17 protein-coding genes are annotated in these 15,377 nt (G+C 26.8%); 16 read left to right on the top strand and 1 reads right to left on the bottom strand.

The features are described 5' to 3' along the window. Positions 1-18 precede the first annotated feature (18 nt). From CSUB8523_RS03440 to CSUB8523_RS03405, 8 genes are all read left to right on the top strand, one after another. Positions 19-456 (top strand): hypothetical protein, encoded by a 438-nt coding sequence (locus CSUB8523_RS03440; protein ID WP_052243660.1) that lies wholly within the window; start codon positions 19-21, stop codon positions 454-456. Beyond that, the gene (locus tag CSUB8523_RS03435; RefSeq protein ID WP_043019620.1) at positions 456-854 is read left to right on the top strand and encodes a YopX family protein; all 399 of its coding nucleotides are present in this window, start codon (positions 456-458) and stop codon (positions 852-854) included. Before CSUB8523_RS03440 ends, CSUB8523_RS03435 begins: the two co-directional genes overlap by 1 nt. Further along, positions 851-1,297, top strand: a complete 447-nt coding sequence (locus CSUB8523_RS09765; protein ID WP_082019365.1) for a YopX family protein — start codon at positions 851-853, stop codon at positions 1,295-1,297. The genes CSUB8523_RS03435 and CSUB8523_RS09765 overlap by 4 nt, the downstream gene beginning before the upstream one ends. A 26-nt stretch (positions 1,298-1,323) precedes the next feature. After that, on the top strand, positions 1,324-1,797 hold the full coding sequence (locus CSUB8523_RS03425) for a hypothetical protein (RefSeq protein WP_043019619.1): 474 nt from the start codon (positions 1,324-1,326) through the stop codon (positions 1,795-1,797). Position 1,798: 1 nt separating this feature from the next. After that, a complete protein-coding gene (locus CSUB8523_RS03420; protein ID WP_043019618.1) occupies positions 1,799-2,272 on the top strand; it encodes a hypothetical protein in 474 nt (157 codons plus the stop codon). Between the two features lie 2 nt (positions 2,273-2,274). Further along, positions 2,275-2,799, top strand: a complete 525-nt coding sequence (locus CSUB8523_RS03415) for a hypothetical protein (protein WP_043019617.1) — start codon at positions 2,275-2,277, stop codon at positions 2,797-2,799. 110 nt (positions 2,800-2,909) lie between these two features. Next, a complete protein-coding gene (locus CSUB8523_RS03410) occupies positions 2,910-3,143 on the top strand; it encodes a hypothetical protein (protein ID WP_148308415.1) in 234 nt (77 codons plus the stop codon). Next, positions 3,140-3,334, top strand: a complete 195-nt coding sequence (locus tag CSUB8523_RS03405; protein ID WP_043019615.1) for a hypothetical protein — start codon at positions 3,140-3,142, stop codon at positions 3,332-3,334. The genes CSUB8523_RS03410 and CSUB8523_RS03405 overlap by 4 nt, the downstream gene beginning before the upstream one ends. Before the next feature lie 115 nt (positions 3,335-3,449). On the opposite strand, the gene CSUB8523_RS09760 is transcribed toward CSUB8523_RS03405, so the two are convergent. Further along, positions 3,450-3,947, bottom strand: coding sequence for a hypothetical protein (locus CSUB8523_RS09760; protein WP_052243659.1), 498 nt, complete (start codon positions 3,945-3,947; stop codon positions 3,450-3,452). Positions 3,948-4,860: 913 nt separating this feature from the next. On the opposite strand from CSUB8523_RS09760, the gene CSUB8523_RS03395 reads away from it, so the two are divergent. From CSUB8523_RS03395 to CSUB8523_RS03360, 8 genes are all read left to right on the top strand, one after another. Beyond that, the gene (locus CSUB8523_RS03395) at positions 4,861-5,616 is read left to right on the top strand and encodes a conjugative transfer system pilin assembly protein TraF (RefSeq protein ID WP_052243658.1); all 756 of its coding nucleotides are present in this window, start codon (positions 4,861-4,863) and stop codon (positions 5,614-5,616) included. After that, positions 5,616-6,260, top strand: coding sequence for a conjugative transfer system pilus assembly protein TraW (locus tag CSUB8523_RS03390; RefSeq protein ID WP_043019614.1), 645 nt, complete (start codon positions 5,616-5,618; stop codon positions 6,258-6,260). The genes CSUB8523_RS03395 and CSUB8523_RS03390 overlap by 1 nt, the downstream gene beginning before the upstream one ends. Further along, positions 6,257-7,252, top strand: a complete 996-nt coding sequence (locus CSUB8523_RS03385; RefSeq protein WP_043019613.1) for a TraU family protein — start codon at positions 6,257-6,259, stop codon at positions 7,250-7,252. Before CSUB8523_RS03390 ends, CSUB8523_RS03385 begins: the two co-directional genes overlap by 4 nt. A gap of 13 nt (positions 7,253-7,265) precedes the next feature. Next, complete coding sequence (locus CSUB8523_RS03380; RefSeq protein ID WP_152822578.1) at positions 7,266-8,183, top strand: TrbC family F-type conjugative pilus assembly protein; 918 nt, start codon at positions 7,266-7,268, stop codon at positions 8,181-8,183. A gap of 15 nt (positions 8,184-8,198) precedes the next feature. Further along, positions 8,199-13,535, top strand: coding sequence for an inverse autotransporter beta domain-containing protein (locus CSUB8523_RS03375; RefSeq protein ID WP_043019611.1), 5,337 nt, complete (start codon positions 8,199-8,201; stop codon positions 13,533-13,535). A 69-nt stretch (positions 13,536-13,604) separates the two neighbouring features. Further along, the gene (locus CSUB8523_RS03370; RefSeq protein WP_043019610.1) at positions 13,605-14,027 is read left to right on the top strand and encodes a hypothetical protein; all 423 of its coding nucleotides are present in this window, start codon (positions 13,605-13,607) and stop codon (positions 14,025-14,027) included. Positions 14,028-14,181: 154 nt separating this feature from the next. Beyond that, positions 14,182-14,487 carry a DUF167 domain-containing protein gene (locus CSUB8523_RS03365; RefSeq protein ID WP_043019609.1) on the top strand — a complete coding sequence of 102 codons (306 nt, stop codon included), beginning with the start codon at positions 14,182-14,184 and terminating at the stop codon, positions 14,485-14,487. 321 nt (positions 14,488-14,808) lie between these two features. Beyond that, positions 14,809-15,324: a hypothetical protein gene (locus CSUB8523_RS03360; protein ID WP_043019608.1), complete on the top strand. Its 516-nt coding sequence runs from the start codon at positions 14,809-14,811 to the stop codon at positions 15,322-15,324. Positions 15,325-15,377: the final 53 nt, after the last annotated feature.

Genomic DNA, 15,377 nt, shown 5'->3' with positions numbered 1-15,377 from the left:
ATAGAAAGGATTTGAAAAATGAAGTTAGTTAAAATTAATAATACCTATATTGTAGCTGAAACGATTAAGAGTTTTAGGATATTTCAAGATGAAAATTTTATTGCACTTGAAATTTTTAATGGAAAAAAATATACAGAATACTTTGAAATATTTCAAAGTGGAAAAATGGAAAGATATTATCTTTTTGGTGCAAATCAAAATTCAAAGACTAAAAATATACTTAATGATATAGATATTTTAACTCAAAAACTTTGTGAGGTTATAAGTAATAATTTAGTTGAAACATTGGCACTTGTGGAAAGTAGAAAAGAAGATATAAGTTTTAGATTAGATGATGAAATTACAGAAATTTTAGAAAAAAGTGAATTAGTTAAAAATATTAAAAAACTTGTAAAAGAGTATGAAAATGAAAAAAGCAATAAATGCTTTTTAAAAATTTTTAAAGGAGATAAGTAATGAAATTAAAAGACTTTGATTTTAGGATTTGGGATGAAAACCATAAGAGTTGTGGTAATAAAGATTGTAAGTGTCAATCAAAATATACACTTGGAGAACACGCTAAGAATATGTTATCAGAATTTATTGGTAAAGATGTAGAAATAGAGCTATGGACTAGAATCATAGATAGGAATGGTAAGAAAGTATATGAGAATGATATTGTTAGAATGAAAAGTCCATATGATTGCTTTATAGCAAAAATTAGCATTCATAAAGAAGGAACTTTTTATCTTGAGGGAAAAAATGGAGACTATATGGGTTCTTTAATTTATTTAGTTGAAGATGAAGCATATACCATTGAAATCATCGGTAATATCCACGAGAATAAAAACTTATTAAAAAGGATTGAAGAATGAAATTAAAAGACTTTGATTTTAGGGTTTGGGATAATCATAACAAAAAATATATTGATAGTTTTCCATACTCAATAAAAAAATATCAAAACGAAAATGAAGTTTTTTTACCATTTAGCACAGACTTAAGGGAATACGGAATTAATGAAACTTTTAAAGATGAAATTCAAATGCCAAGTGACAGAGTTGAAATAGAACTATGGACTGGGCTTTATGACAAAAATGGTGAAAAAATATATGAGAATGATATATTGTATTTATTTGAAGATTGTTCAGAAGGTGAAGCTTTTAAATATAAAGTTGTTTTAAAAGAAGGAGCTTTCTATTTAGTTGAATGTGGTGATAATGGTGAAGAATATGATGAAGATTTAATAAGTGAATTTCAGTTAACAGAACTAGAAATTATGGGCAATATCCACGAAAACCATAAGCTTTTAGAATATTGAAAATTAAAATAGATAAAGGATTGATTATGAATGACAAAGAAATAAAACTAAAACTATCTTACAGTGAAGAGGTACTCAAAATTTTGATAATGATTTCACTATCAATTTTAATTATTTATAAAGTTGAAATTTTAACATTTTTAGGGGTTGATTTTTATTCTTTTGATAAGGGATATTTTGACTCTATTTTTGTTTATATCAACACATATTTTTTGTATTTAATGTTTTTGATACCACATCCTGATGAGTTGCCTTTGGTAGATGATAATACGAGTTTTATGAACTATTGCGGAATAGTAATAATTTATGGTTTCGTTGTAGCATTTTTATCAGTTGTTTTTTGCATAGGGTTTTTATTAATATTGAAAGAAGAATTTTTTGAATTATTTTTTGGCGATTTAAATAATAGTTTTTTGCTATATATTTTAATAGGTTTAATTTGGGCAGATTATCTAAACAACTGTATCCATATGATAAAGAGTGCTAAGGTAAAGGCTTAAAATGATAAATTTTATATTAGATTTAGAATACTTAATAGGAAGTATAATGGCTCCATTACTTATTGTATCTTTAGGATTTTATCGTTATTTCAATATAAAAGTGATTATTTCTTTATTTTTTATATGTTTTTTTCTTATTCTTGCTACCTTTTCAGCCAAGCCTGATGAAAAATTTATCAACTCTTTAAAAGAAAACAATATTAGCCAAGAATTATTAGAAAAATTAAATAAAAACGAGACTTTAGGCTTTAGATTCTGCAAAATGACTAGCTACAATGGAGAAACTTGCCACGACTATCTTAAATATGTTATTTCATCATTAAAAACAAAACAAGAAGAATTAAAAAAAAGAACATCAAAAAAACTTCAAAAAGAGCAATTTGAAAAACAAAAAGAACAATTTGAACTAAACAATAAAAACAAAAACATTGAAAACATAGTGGAAAATTCTTTTAAAGCAAAAGACAAGGAATGAAAATGTTAAATTTTATATTAGATTTGGATTTTCGCGGTTTTCTATTTTGTTTCTTCTTAATAACAATAGTTATTTTTTATTTTTTTTTAAAGAAAAAAGGTTTTATTATAAATAATATTACTACTACGGAATGGCTTAAAATTTTATATTTGACTTTTGGCTCCATTATAATAATACACATTATCTTTTCAGCCAAGCCTGATGAAAAATTTATCAACTCTTTAAAAGAAAACAATATTATTAATCAAGAAACACTAAGTGCTTATTTAAGTAACGATGGCTACCCTGTAAATACTTTAGGCTTTGGGATTTGCAAAAGAAACAATTATAATGGAGAAACTTGCCACGACTATCTTAAATATGTTATTTCATCATTAAAAACAAAACAAGAAGAATTAAAAAAAGAACATCAAGAAAACTTAAAAAAAGAGCAAGAGAAACTTCAAGAAAAACAAAAAGAACAAATAAAATTAAAGGAAAAAAATGAAAATATAGAAAATTTGATAAATGATTATTCTAAGAATTAATCATTCAAGATATATCAAAAAAAGAAAAGAGGCAAACAAAGCCTTGTTTCTTGTATATTTTGATTTAGTTTTAAGTATAATATATGCAATAAAAAACAATAGGAGGATTGATGAGTTCTATAGAGCAGATCAAAATGGAAAGAAAAATTAAATATATGGCTTGCGTAATATCATTAATTGTTATGGGGATAATATTGTGGAAGACAGAAAATTATTCAAATTTATCCATAATTTTTGGGAATATTTTAGTTCCAATAGTTTTTTTAACCATTTTTGTTATCGGTATTATAAGCGACAATAAAGCAATTAAACATTATGAAAATAATCAGCAGGAAGAAATATGATAGGAAGCGAACAAGAAAAACAAATTAAAGACACAGAACTTTCAAAAATAACTGGTATGCCACTTGCTACTATAAAATCATGGAAAAAGAAAGAAGATTATAGACTTAGCATTTACAATATGCTTAAATCAAAAAGTAAAGATGAATTAAAAAAGCTTTTTGAATATGATGAAGCTATTCAAGATAATTAACTTAAGTTTTACTAAACAAAATCTACAATCTTTCATAATCTAACAAAACAAGCTTATAAATCGATTTTAATTATTTAATGCTAGGTTGATATTGCTTTATAGTAGATTTTTGATTTTAGACTTGTTTTTGTTTGTTTTTAGCGGTATTTAATTGCAATAAAATCTTTATAATATTTTCAAAGTCTTCAATATCTTCATTTAATAAAGCGCATTTATTGCTTAATATGGCATATTTATAAGCATTGATAATATCTAAATCAGGATATTTTTCTTGTAAGCTTTTTATTTTACTTGATTGTTTTACTCTAGCAAATTTTGATTTATAGAGATTTTTATATTTATCATAAAGTGAAGAGCTAATGCCAATTAAAGCACCTTCATTTTTGGTTTTGTTAAATACTTTTAAGACAAATTTGATACAGCCATTTTTTCTGTTAATGCGTCTTGTATCATAAGGATTTTTTAAAGAATATTTAGTGCAATTTACTACCCAAGTGTGAATTATTTTTTCTAATCTATCACTTTTGTTTTGCGTAGGAGCTTCATCTAGTTTTATCTCATCTTTAGGATTATCAGCAGATATGATTTTTTTAGAAAATATGTTTTTAATCATGGGTGTGTTTGCCTTTTTCTTTAACAACAATTTGTGATATTTTATCATACAAAAATTACAAAATCAAAACCCGTTGCGTTTTTAAAAAAACACAGCAAATCTCAAAAAAATACTAAAGGTAACAAAAACATATAATCTAATACTTACGAAGTAATGTATTGCAAAAACGATTATTTTTAACAAAAATGACAAATTTTATAAAAATCTATAAAAAATACACCAAAAATTTATCAAAATATACGAAATATATACTTTTTAGGCTAAAGGTAACGAAAACGGTATATCTGCTTAGCATGGAGTAGTGATTATTTTAAAAAATGAGTTATTTTTTGATAAATTTTTAGCCTATAAAAGCCCAAAAAATAAAGCTTTAAAAGACGGCTAAAATTTCCATTTTTTACTAGATTTTTTTATCAAAATAAAGGGAGCGATTTTTGTTTTTTTTAAGAAAAAAATTAACTTGAATTTTTTGGATATTTTTTTCATAACTCTTTAAAAAAATGAAGATATATTTTAAGAAAAAAATGAGAGTATTTTTAAGCTAGCGATCCAACTAATATCAATTTTATTTCCGTAAAAAACAAGAATGATAATGTTAAGTTAATTTTGATAATTAAATCAAGATTAATCATGATTACCTCCTTATAATTTATTAAAATCATAAAAGGATCACAGCTCCAGCTAATTGCTAGCTTAAAAATACTAAGTAAGATAATTTTATAATAATTTTAAATTAAAAATAATTTATTTTTACTTAATTTTAAAAATAAAATTAACACTACATTTTAAAACATACATTCTAAAACTTTATTAAAGCTTAACTATTTTGAACTTTTTATTCAATTTAATAACAATATGTTATAATTTTCTATATTTTGTATAAAATAGTTAAGTTTATTTTTAGGATATAATCTTGTTTAAAAAAACATTTTTTGTTGTTTTGTGCTGTATTTCACACTTAAATAGCTCTAGCTTTTTTGATGAAAGTAAAAAAGGCTGGTTTTATTATGAAAAAATAGAAAACAATAAAACCAATGATATTAACGCTAGTAAAGATGAATTGTTTATAAAATCAATTCTTTTAGATTCATTAGAGAGTTATAGTGCTGAAGAATTTACTAAAACATTTGAAAAAGTAAGACAAATTGCTGTCATGAATCCAACTAAAGATAATGTTAAAACTCTACAAATAATGAATAAGTGGCAAACAGATCAATCTGAAAAATTTGCAAAAGTTTGGGCTTTAAATTTATTAGAAGATCCAAATTTAGAATATCCCGAAATAGGTTCAGATAAATTTAGCAGAAGTGCTGAATTTAAAGCAAGAGATGAAAAAATTAATACCTTTTTTAAAGAACATAAGAATGATTTGTCGTTTGTGGTTTTTCAAAGTGGCTTTAATAAAGATATTAATGAAAAACAAAAACTTGTTTATGATTCTTTAATAAGAGAATATAGTGCTAATGTTGAATATATAGATACAGATAAGCGCCCCGAGCTTATTAAGAAATTCAATCTCACTACAACTCCTGAAAGTTTTTTTATTTATAAGAACTCAAAAGGTGAAGCTATCTGGCAAAGAGTAAAAGCTGGGCTAGCAAATAGAGAAGAAATAATCAAAAATACTTTATTTTTATTTGACAATGCAATTTTGGAGAAAGACAAATGATGAAAAAAATTTTATTTGGCTCATTATTGTGCTATTGCAGTATGTTAGCTAGCAATGAATTATTTCTTGGGCAGACTAAAGATTTTGCAGAGAAAGATATGCTTATATTATTTAAAGAGCATTTGGTTAATAATAAAGATGAAATCCAAAAGAGAGCTAATCTAGCAAGAGAACAAATGAAAGAAAAGGCTAAAAATTATAAGCCTAAAGGATTGATACCGTTAAAGGCTGCCTTAGAAGATAGAACTTTCTATCCTGATTTAACATACACGCTAAAAGAAGATATAAAAGACCAAAACGGAAAAATAATCTATGCAAAAGGGTTGAAATTTAACCCTGCGCAATATGTAAAAATTTCTTATGCAATGGTTGTAATCGATGGAACTAATCCAAGAGAAATAGAATGGTATAAAAATAGCGATTTTGATTCTATTGCTTATAGATTATTATTATCAGATGGAAACTACTACGAATTAATGCAAGATATAAAAAAACCTGTATTTTATCTTGTACCACAAATAAGAGAAGCTTTGAAAATAGAAAAAACACCAAGTATTATCAAACAAGTTGGACAAAAAATACAAGTACAAGAAATATGCCTTCCTTGTTTAAATGAAAATAATCTTACAAAAGGTTATCAATGAAAATAAAAAAGTATATTTTAAGCGCTATTACAGCTAGTATTATTTTTTTAAATCCGACAGATTCAAAAGCTGTTTGCAATGCAAATCCAGCACAAATATTAAATACGCTAACGGATATTTGTTATTCATGTATTTTTCCACTCGCAATAGCAGGAATACAAGTTATACATGGACCTATGCCAGATCCTCAAGGTGTAGTTGGCTCTCCTATATGTATATGCCCTGCCCCACCACCATTATTCATTAGAATAGGAATACCTATAGGATATTTTGAACCAGATCGCATGATTGATGTTGTTAAAGATCCTTATTGTTTTATGGGTATGGGATTTGAAATGCCTTCTATGGGTAGTATTAGCTCGGGAACAAAAGGTGATGGTGCTGATAGACAAAGGGTTTTTTATCAATCTCACTACTATATATATCCTGTCTTAGAGGTATTAGGTGTATTAATGGATTTTTTATGCATGTCAAGCAATGGGATAGATTTAGCATATCTTACAGAAGTAGATCCTTTGTGGCAAGATGATGAATTATCAGCTCTTATAAACCCAGAAGCATTATTATTTGGAAATCCAGTTACCAATCTTACTTGTATGACAGATAGTGTATCTTCTCAGGCTAATGTAGCGCTTGATCCGTTGTTTTGGTGCAAAGGCTCTTGGGGAAATGCCTATCCTTTATCAGGAAACACAGGAAATAAAGATTATGTTGAAGACGCCGCAAGTGTCGCTGCAAGCATGATTTATAAATTACATAGAGAATTAATTCTTTGGGGAAGTGCAGGAAAAGCTGGCTTATGCGGGGAATTCCCTATGCCTATTTGGAAAAAATCATCTTATAGGTTGCAAATATTAGCCCCTATTGCACACCCTATTGCTTCAGCCATAGGACAAAGTGGCTTATTATGGAGTTTTTTGAAAAATCTTCCAGCTGGGGGAGATAATTTTACTTTTATGCTCTTTAAAAAAAGAGAATGTTGCATGTTATAAACAAGGAAAAATCATGAAAAGAATATTTATTTCAATAGCTTTACCCATTATTGTATTTTCAAATGAAACAAAACAAGAATTATTTGAAGATAAGTATCTTAAAAACAAAGAACAAATTCAAAGTCAAATCTCTGTTGAAGAATTACATAAAAATTCAAAAGACTTAAACCTTTCATATGTTCAAGAAATAAAAAAAACTGATTTTAATAAAACATATGAAGATATAACATTTATGAAAGATACAAATACTTCAAAAAGTGCTGAAGAAATTTCTTCATTGAGAAGAAGTGAAAGAATGCAAAATGAAGTTTTAAAAAATGAAAATTATATTCTACATGATAAAAGCTTTGGTTTTAAACAAAATTTAGAAGAATATTCAGATTACACAAAAAATATGATAAAACAAATGGAAGAAACAAAACACCTTATCAGTACAAATAAATACCTTAATCCAAACGAAAAGATATTTATTATTATCAGCTCATCTTTAAAAGATGAAACAATACAAAACTATTTCAAATTGCTAGAAAATGTTAATACAGATATTACTTTTGTTTTAAGAGGCTTAGTTGGAAATGATTTAAGATATATAAAACCTACTCAAGAATACATACAAAAGCTTTTAATTAAAAATAAAAATTCTGATCTTTCTAATGAAGATAATCATTATAAATTTAATATAGAAATTAATCCAAAAATAACACAACGATTTGACATCAAAAAAGTACCAGCGATCTTATATATACAAAATTATAACCCCATAGTTCAAGATTATCAAAATGTAATAGGAAAACCTGATGAAAATGAAAAATATTTTATTGCATACGGCGAAGTAAGTGCTGATTATGCACTAGAACAAATTAATAAAGAAGCTAAAAGTAGTGGAATAGAAAGATTACTAAAAAATATGAAAAATAATTTTTATAAATAATCTAAAAGGCTTACAATGTTAAAAAAATCTTTATATGCAATTGGAATTTTATCTATATGTAGTTGTTTTGTATTTGCAGAAGCAGTTTTAAATAAGAATTCTCTCATCAAAGAACTATTGGTTAATTCACCTTCTTATGCACAAAAAAATCAACAAGAAGCGCTAAAAGAAAATATCACTCCATTACCAAATAATATGCCTTTATACAGACAACCTTTATTTGCACAAATGGTTGTTTTTCCTTATGTTAGTAGCAGTGGTGTATATCATGATTATACAGAACACTGGTTTAAAATAAAACAAGGAGATTTTCAACTACAAAATACAAAACAAACAATTGTAAAAAAGAAAAAAGTAGATACTATTATTAACTGCAAAGCCGATCCAAATCACGAATATTGTGCCAATAACAGCATAAGCCAAATATCAAATTACAAAGCTACTGTTAAAGCCCATCGTATAGTTTCAAGAAATGAACCAAGTGCAAATAGTAATCAAGTTGAAATTTACAAACAAGGAAGGATACTAGATATTGAAAATATCATAACTAATGAAACAGGCACTAAGTGGGCTAAATTAGCTAATAAAGAAGAATATATTTCAGCTAAGTGGCTTGAGTTTGAAGAAAATAATTTTGATACTATTGAAGAAAACAATCATTTACAAAATGATAATAATCAAACTAAAGAACCAATTGTCATGGCACAAACTCAAGAGGAAAATACCCAAAGCACAAACACTATTCAATCACAAGAAACACAAGTTAATGAAACTAGTGAAATTATAAATAATGAAATTATAAAAGAAGAAAAAGATAGTAAAGAACTTAGTGAGCAAGAAATCTATGCTAAATATGCAAAAATAAACAAAGAAATCAGAAGTATAGATAAAGAATTAAGTAATAATTCAAACAATAATGAATTAATTGCTAAAAAAGAACAACTAATTCAAGAAAAAAATAATCTTGATGATAATTTAAAAGAAATTAATAACGAAGAAGATAATACAAATTTTCAAGAACAAACTATAAGAAAAGCAAAAGTAAAAGCCCATCGCATAATCTCAAGAGAAAAACCAAATGTAAAAAGCAAACAAGTTGAAATTTATAGAGAAAATAGAATATTAGATATTGAAAATATCATAACTAATGAAACTGGCACTAAGTGGGCTAAGTTAGCTAATAAAGAAGAATATATTTCAGCTAAGTGGCTTGAGTTTGAAGATGAAAAAATCATTAAAGAATATCCTAATACTAATAATTTTAAAGATAAAGAAATTATTAAAGAACCTTTTGAAAGCATTTATCTAAAGCACCCTACAAATGCAAATTATTATAATGAAAATTTAAAAACACAAGAAGCTTTAAATGATAGTAAAAAAGATGATAATTTAAGCAAAGAAGATCAAGAATTTTCAAATAAAGTAATGAAAGTTATTCAAACAGCTGGTGCTATTTATGATAGTGAAGATAGCAAAAGCAAAGAAGAGATTGTAAAAAATATGGCAAGTTCTTATTTAAATGCAAGTGCAAATGAACTAGCTAAAGAATTTATTGATTCATTAAATACTTCTATTAATACAGATTTTTCATTTAATTACAACGAAAGAAGTGGTTTTAGTGGTAATGCTAAAGCACTTTTACCTATTGTAAGTGAAGATAATCCAAAAATATCTTATTTTTTACAAAGTGGTATAGGCGAATTTGCTAATGATAGAACCATAGGACACTTTGGTGGGGGTATAAGATATTATCCAAACGCAATAGCTTTAAATAATTCAGGTAATATTATGTTAGGATTAAACTCAGTCTATGATCATGATTTTAGCAGAGGGCATAAAAGAATGTCTTTAGGTGCTGAAGCTATGGTAGATACACTTGCATTTAATGCAAATGTATATCAAAGATTAAGTAGCTGGATAGATAGTTATGATTTTGAAAAAGATTATGTGCAAGAACGCCCTGCAAATGGTTGGGACGCAAAAATAAAATATGCCTTTCCTTCTCTTATTAATGTTTCAGTTTTTGCAAAAATGGGACAATGGTATGGCGATAAAGTAGGCGTTTTTGGAGCAAATAGCGTTGATGATTTAGAGAAAAATCCATTAATATATGAAGGGGGAATTTCATATTCTCCATTCCCTGCACTAACTTTTACTTTAAGTCATAGCAGAAGTGCAGAAAGTTCTAAAAAGAATACTTCAATTAATGCAAACATTAATATACCACTTGATGAAAAAGCTATGAAATTAGCATTTGAGCCAAAACTAGCAGGAATTAGTAATACTATTGAAGGCACTAGAACTCAATTAATTGATAGAGATTATTCTATGGTTCTTGAATATAGAGCAACTCAGGATAAATATCATATTTCTTATTGTGGGGATTTAGGTAATGATAAACATTGTATATTATTAAAAAATGGCTTTGATGAAGTAATAAAAAATACTCCTATGAGAGTTACACCAACTCATTCTTGTGTAGTATTTGAAAAAGGTTTTGACTATATCACAGACAATAGCGGAAAAGTTTATGTGCAAATTATTCGTTCTTGCACTCCAAAAACTGATTTAAATGCAGTAGCTGGCGAATCAAATGGTAAATTTCCTATTTCAATTATAAAGCTTGATTTTAAAATTAAAGCAGATCCTGAAAAAATAGAAAGATTTGAAGAAAGTCTTATCACTTTAGCAGGTGGAAATTTAGCTAATAATTTAAAAGTTGTTTGGAGATTAATAGGCAAAGGTGAATTAATTAAAACAAATACTTCAGATACAACTGATAACAATGGTGAAGCTATTATCAAATATAAAGCTGATGATACTATGAAAGATAAAGAAGAAGTTAAAGTTATTGCTAGTGTTAATGGAGTTGAGTTTAAAGCACCTGTACAAATTATGGTATTTGGTAATAACGATAATGATTTAAGTATTGATAAAGAAGTTATAGGAAATAAAGAAATAGCAATTGCTACTTATAAAAACTTACGCCCAAATAAAACTAATGTAAAGTGGAGATTAGAAGGCGAGGATAAAGCTTTATTTGTCTTAGAAAATGAAAACAAAAGCTCTACTGCTAAAGAATTACAACTTATTGCAGATAATAAAGGCGAAAGCAAAGTTAAAATTGTAGGTTTAGAAAATAATGGTAAGGTAAAAATCTTTGCTAAAAATACTAATGATGAATTAGTGAGTGAAAAAAGCAAAGAATTAGAGGTTAAAAATTATAAAGCCACTATGATTTTACCAACTCACAAGCACCCAATTACAAATACTCCATTTGAAAATGGAACAATTGATTATGTGAGTGAGTTTGAAGTTAAACTTACAGGATTAATGCCAAATACTAAAGTAGAATGGATAGCAAAAGATACACAGAATAATAAAACATTAAGAATTAGCAATAACAAAGAAACCACTTCAAATGAAAAAGGCGAAAGCAAAGTAGTATTTGAAGCAATCAAAGATTATAATGTTAAGAATTTAGAAATTACAGCTATTTATAATCAAAGTATCGCAAATAAAATTGAAGTTAAAGATAATATCAAACTTTATCAATATTCTTTAGCAATGGATAGTGAAAAAGATAAGCTTGACGCTTATAAAAATGGCTTACCTACAAAAGATTTAATCTTAGATCATACAGAAGTTAAAGTTATGGGTGGAAAACCTAACGAAAAAGTAGAATGGGATTTAACTGGCGATGGCACATTAAGCAATCAAGAACTAAGCTTTGATCAAAATGGAGAAGCTAAAGCCTTATTAACTTCAAAAACTCCATTTAAAACCCCTATTAAAATTGTTACTTCGGGTGTAGGTAAAAATTCAAATAAAGTTATAACATATGATTTAAGAACCTTTACCCCAACAATAGAATATCCTATTTTAAAAAATATCTATGGAACTTTCCAAAAAACTATAGACTATGATATAGATTACTCTATTAAGGTTAAAGGTTTATTGCCTGATAGTGAAGTTGAAATAGTAGAAAGTCCAAATGTAAGTGCTAAACAAACAAAATATCAGGTAAATTCAAGCGGAGAAGTTACACTGACATTTAATAAAATAAATCAAACAAATGTATTAAATATTGCTCCAAAATTTAATTTTATAAAAACTGGAGATATTAAAGAAACCTTTACTATGGAAAATATAGCAATTAAGCAATATCCATTAACAGCAAGTGCTTCAAAAGAAAAAATTGACGCATATATTAATGGAAAATCAAAAAATCTAATTAGAGATTTTTCTATCATCACTATAAGCGGAGGGAAACCAAATCAAGCTTTAACTTGGAGTGTAAGTGGGCATGGAACTTTAAGTGAAGAGCAAAGAACTTTCAATGCCCAAGGAGAAGCTACTGCTAAACTTAGTTCTAAAACACCTTATACAACTAATCCTAGTGTAACAGCCCAAAGTATTAATAAAAATATTTCAAAAGCAATTACTTATCAACTTAGAACATTTACGCCAAGTGTAAAAACATTTCCTAAATATAATGGAGAAGGAATTTATAGTCCTGTTGATAAACAAGTAACTTACGGAGAGAATTACAGTTTTGTAATACAGGGATTATTACCAAATTCTAATGTTACACTTCTTTCAAGTGGAGCATTTATTCCTACTACAACAAGTGTAAAAGCAAATGCCCAAGGAGAAGCTACTTTGACTTATAAAGCAATTAATGATTATTCAATTAAAGAAGTTAATCCTTTATTTAAATATATTCAAAAAGGAGATACTTATGTAAATTCTCCTGCAAACTTATTAAAAACACCTATTCATCAATATAGATTATCAATTCAAAGCGATAAAACTGAGCTTGTAGGCGATGAAACATTTGAGGTAACAGTGAGAGGTGGAAAGCCAAATGCAAGTGTAGAATGGACTTTAAGTGGAGATGGAAAAATTACCTCAAAAGATAACAAATTTAATACTAAAGGCGAGGCTTATTTAAGTGGACAAGGAAAATCACCCTTTAATAACAGCATTAATGTAGTTTTTAAAAGCTTAGGAAAAGAGCTAAATCAAGAAATTAAAATCATATTAAAACTTGTTAATCAAAATATTTATATTGAAGCTGGAACTGGAAAGCTACCTGAAAAAGTTATTATTAGTGGAGGTGTTTATCAAGAAAGTATTGAATTGAAAATAGTTGATTATAAAGGTGTTGGAGATCATATAAAGCCTGAACATTCTAATATATCAAAAGAAAAATTTTATTTTAATGAAAAAGGTATTATTGAAATACAATCAACTAATTCTTGTGTGGAAGGTAGCCATAGAAATGGTTTTATAAAATATGAATTTGAATACCATAAGAAAAAATATTATATTTTTGAATATTTTATTTGATTTTCTAGTGTTTTCTTTGAACCCTTTAAAAACGACATAGATGTAGAATTAAAAGCTATTAATCAAACATTGAAAGTAAATGCCAAGATTAGTGTAATTTTTACATTACCTGAAAAATTATATTTAGTAGATTTTTTAACTAGATATATTGGATACTATGAAAACAATGGACTTACAGCAGTTATTACGAGCTATACTTCGCATGGTGGTGTTCCTTATTTAACTATCGCTGGTTTTGATAAAAGAATGATTAATCAAAAAGTTATTGTTCAAGTAGATAGAGATGGGTTAGGTTTTAGAGAAAAAGAATTTGAAGTTAATTTATTATCTGCGTGGAGTGGAGATCCATACTATAATTTAGACGGAACTTATATGGGATACAATCCTATTGGTTTTCTTGTTCTTGGTAATCATTTTCCAAAGGGAACTTATAACTTTACTTTTAAATACAAAGGAATGATATCTAAAATGAAACTTATTAAAAATTTCTAGTGTTATCTTTGAACCCTTTAATAACAGCATTAATTTAAAAGTAAGTAGCAATAGAAGTGATGATAAACTTATAAAAAACATTTCTATAAAGCCTTATTTTCAACCAAATATACCGATAAATGCTTTTGCTAATTATACTTGTAATGGAGGTTGGTTGGCATGGCAACCAATAAGTTTAGGAGACTATAATATACCAAATCCTGAAAAAGTAAAATCAGTTACAATTAAATGGAAATATAGTGCAGTTGATGATTATTTTGCTATTCAAGTTCATGATATTTATACGCATAGCTATGATAGCCCTAAAGCAATGGAAAATGGATTTATAGGAGTTAATAAAAAAGTAAATTGGAAAGGAGTTAATAAAATTAATATAAAAGCAGGAGCTGTTAATACTCAAACTGTAAGATGTTATTTATATGGTGCTGAAGTTCAAGTGTTAATTAATTATGATAAATAAGCCCTCAACCCTGCTAATATGAAGGCTTATGTTTTAAGGATAAACTAAGCAGGGTTTTTCTAAAATGTTTTTTAAGAAATTAGAAATTAGTTCTTATCTTAGTTTTTAATGACTAAGATAAGAGTGATTAAAGTGATCATAAAGATAACAACTTCACTCATCTTAACCTCCTTTCGACTTTAATAAAGCCTCCATTTGGTTAAATCCTTAAAACAATAAAATTATAATTATTTTTGCTTTAGTTTGTGATTAAATTCTAATGTTTTCTTTTAACCCTTTAAAACCGACATAAATGTAGAATTAAAAGCTATTAATCAAACATTGAGAGTAAGTGCTAAAATACAAGTTTCAAATTTGTTTTTTACTATAGGAGAAACAAGTGTCTATGGTTGTAGTCAAGGGGGATTTTGTAATATAGGAGAATTTGGTAATAATGGTTATGGAGGGCAAGGATATTATAAAAATCATTATAGAGAAATACATATTACTAAAGCTTATAATTATCATCCTACTATGGAATTATATATTTTTGGTTTTAATGATAAAGAAGAAGCAAAAAATGCTTTAATGAATTTTACTTATCAACCAGCTTATGGAGGTAACGTCAAGTATCCATTTAAAAATGGAACAGAAGGGAGATTTTATATTTTAGAAGGCGATGGAAAAAGTGAACAATTTCCTTCAAATAAATGGGGAATATTGATTTGTAATTTTGGAAATAATCATGATACAAACCAAATTCCTGTTCACAAAAAACACAACGGAATATATACTTTCAAAACTACCTATAAGGGTAAAACCTATACGAGTATTTTGCACTTAAAATTGAGTGAATAAACATTTAGCCTATAAAAAATTAAATTTTATATAGGCTATTTTAAAATTCATAT

Source organism: Campylobacter subantarcticus LMG 24377 (assembly GCF_000816305.1).
GTDB lineage: Bacteria > Campylobacterota > Campylobacteria > Campylobacterales > Campylobacteraceae > Campylobacter_D > Campylobacter_D subantarcticus.
Note: the sequence above shows the minus strand (reverse complement) of the source record. Positions and strands in the feature narration are given on the sequence as shown.

Bases quoted from the DNA above. Each gene is read 5' to 3' on its own strand.
- CSUB8523_RS03375 (WP_043019611.1), top strand. From the start codon at position 8,199: ATGTTAAAAAAATCTTTATATGCAATTGGAATTTTATCTATATGTAGT.
- CSUB8523_RS09765 (WP_082019365.1), top strand. From the start codon at position 851: ATGAAATTAAAAGACTTTGATTTTAGGGTTTGGGATAATCATAACAAA.
- CSUB8523_RS03420 (WP_043019618.1), top strand. From the start codon at position 1,799: ATGATAAATTTTATATTAGATTTAGAATACTTAATAGGAAGTATAATG.
- CSUB8523_RS03380 (WP_152822578.1), top strand. From the start codon at position 7,266: ATGAAAAGAATATTTATTTCAATAGCTTTACCCATTATTGTATTTTCA.
- CSUB8523_RS03435 (WP_043019620.1), top strand. From the start codon at position 456: ATGAAATTAAAAGACTTTGATTTTAGGATTTGGGATGAAAACCATAAG.
- CSUB8523_RS09760 (WP_052243659.1), bottom strand. From the start codon at position 3,947: ATGATTAAAAACATATTTTCTAAAAAAATCATATCTGCTGATAATCCT.
- CSUB8523_RS03405 (WP_043019615.1), top strand. From the start codon at position 3,140: ATGATAGGAAGCGAACAAGAAAAACAAATTAAAGACACAGAACTTTCA.
- CSUB8523_RS03440 (WP_052243660.1), top strand. From the start codon at position 19: ATGAAGTTAGTTAAAATTAATAATACCTATATTGTAGCTGAAACGATT.
- CSUB8523_RS03385 (WP_043019613.1), top strand. From the start codon at position 6,257: ATGAAAATAAAAAAGTATATTTTAAGCGCTATTACAGCTAGTATTATT.
- CSUB8523_RS03390 (WP_043019614.1), top strand. From the start codon at position 5,616: ATGAAAAAAATTTTATTTGGCTCATTATTGTGCTATTGCAGTATGTTA.
- CSUB8523_RS03425 (WP_043019619.1), top strand. From the start codon at position 1,324: ATGAATGACAAAGAAATAAAACTAAAACTATCTTACAGTGAAGAGGTA.
- CSUB8523_RS03410 (WP_148308415.1), top strand. From the start codon at position 2,910: ATGAGTTCTATAGAGCAGATCAAAATGGAAAGAAAAATTAAATATATG.
- CSUB8523_RS03415 (WP_043019617.1), top strand. From the start codon at position 2,275: ATGTTAAATTTTATATTAGATTTGGATTTTCGCGGTTTTCTATTTTGT.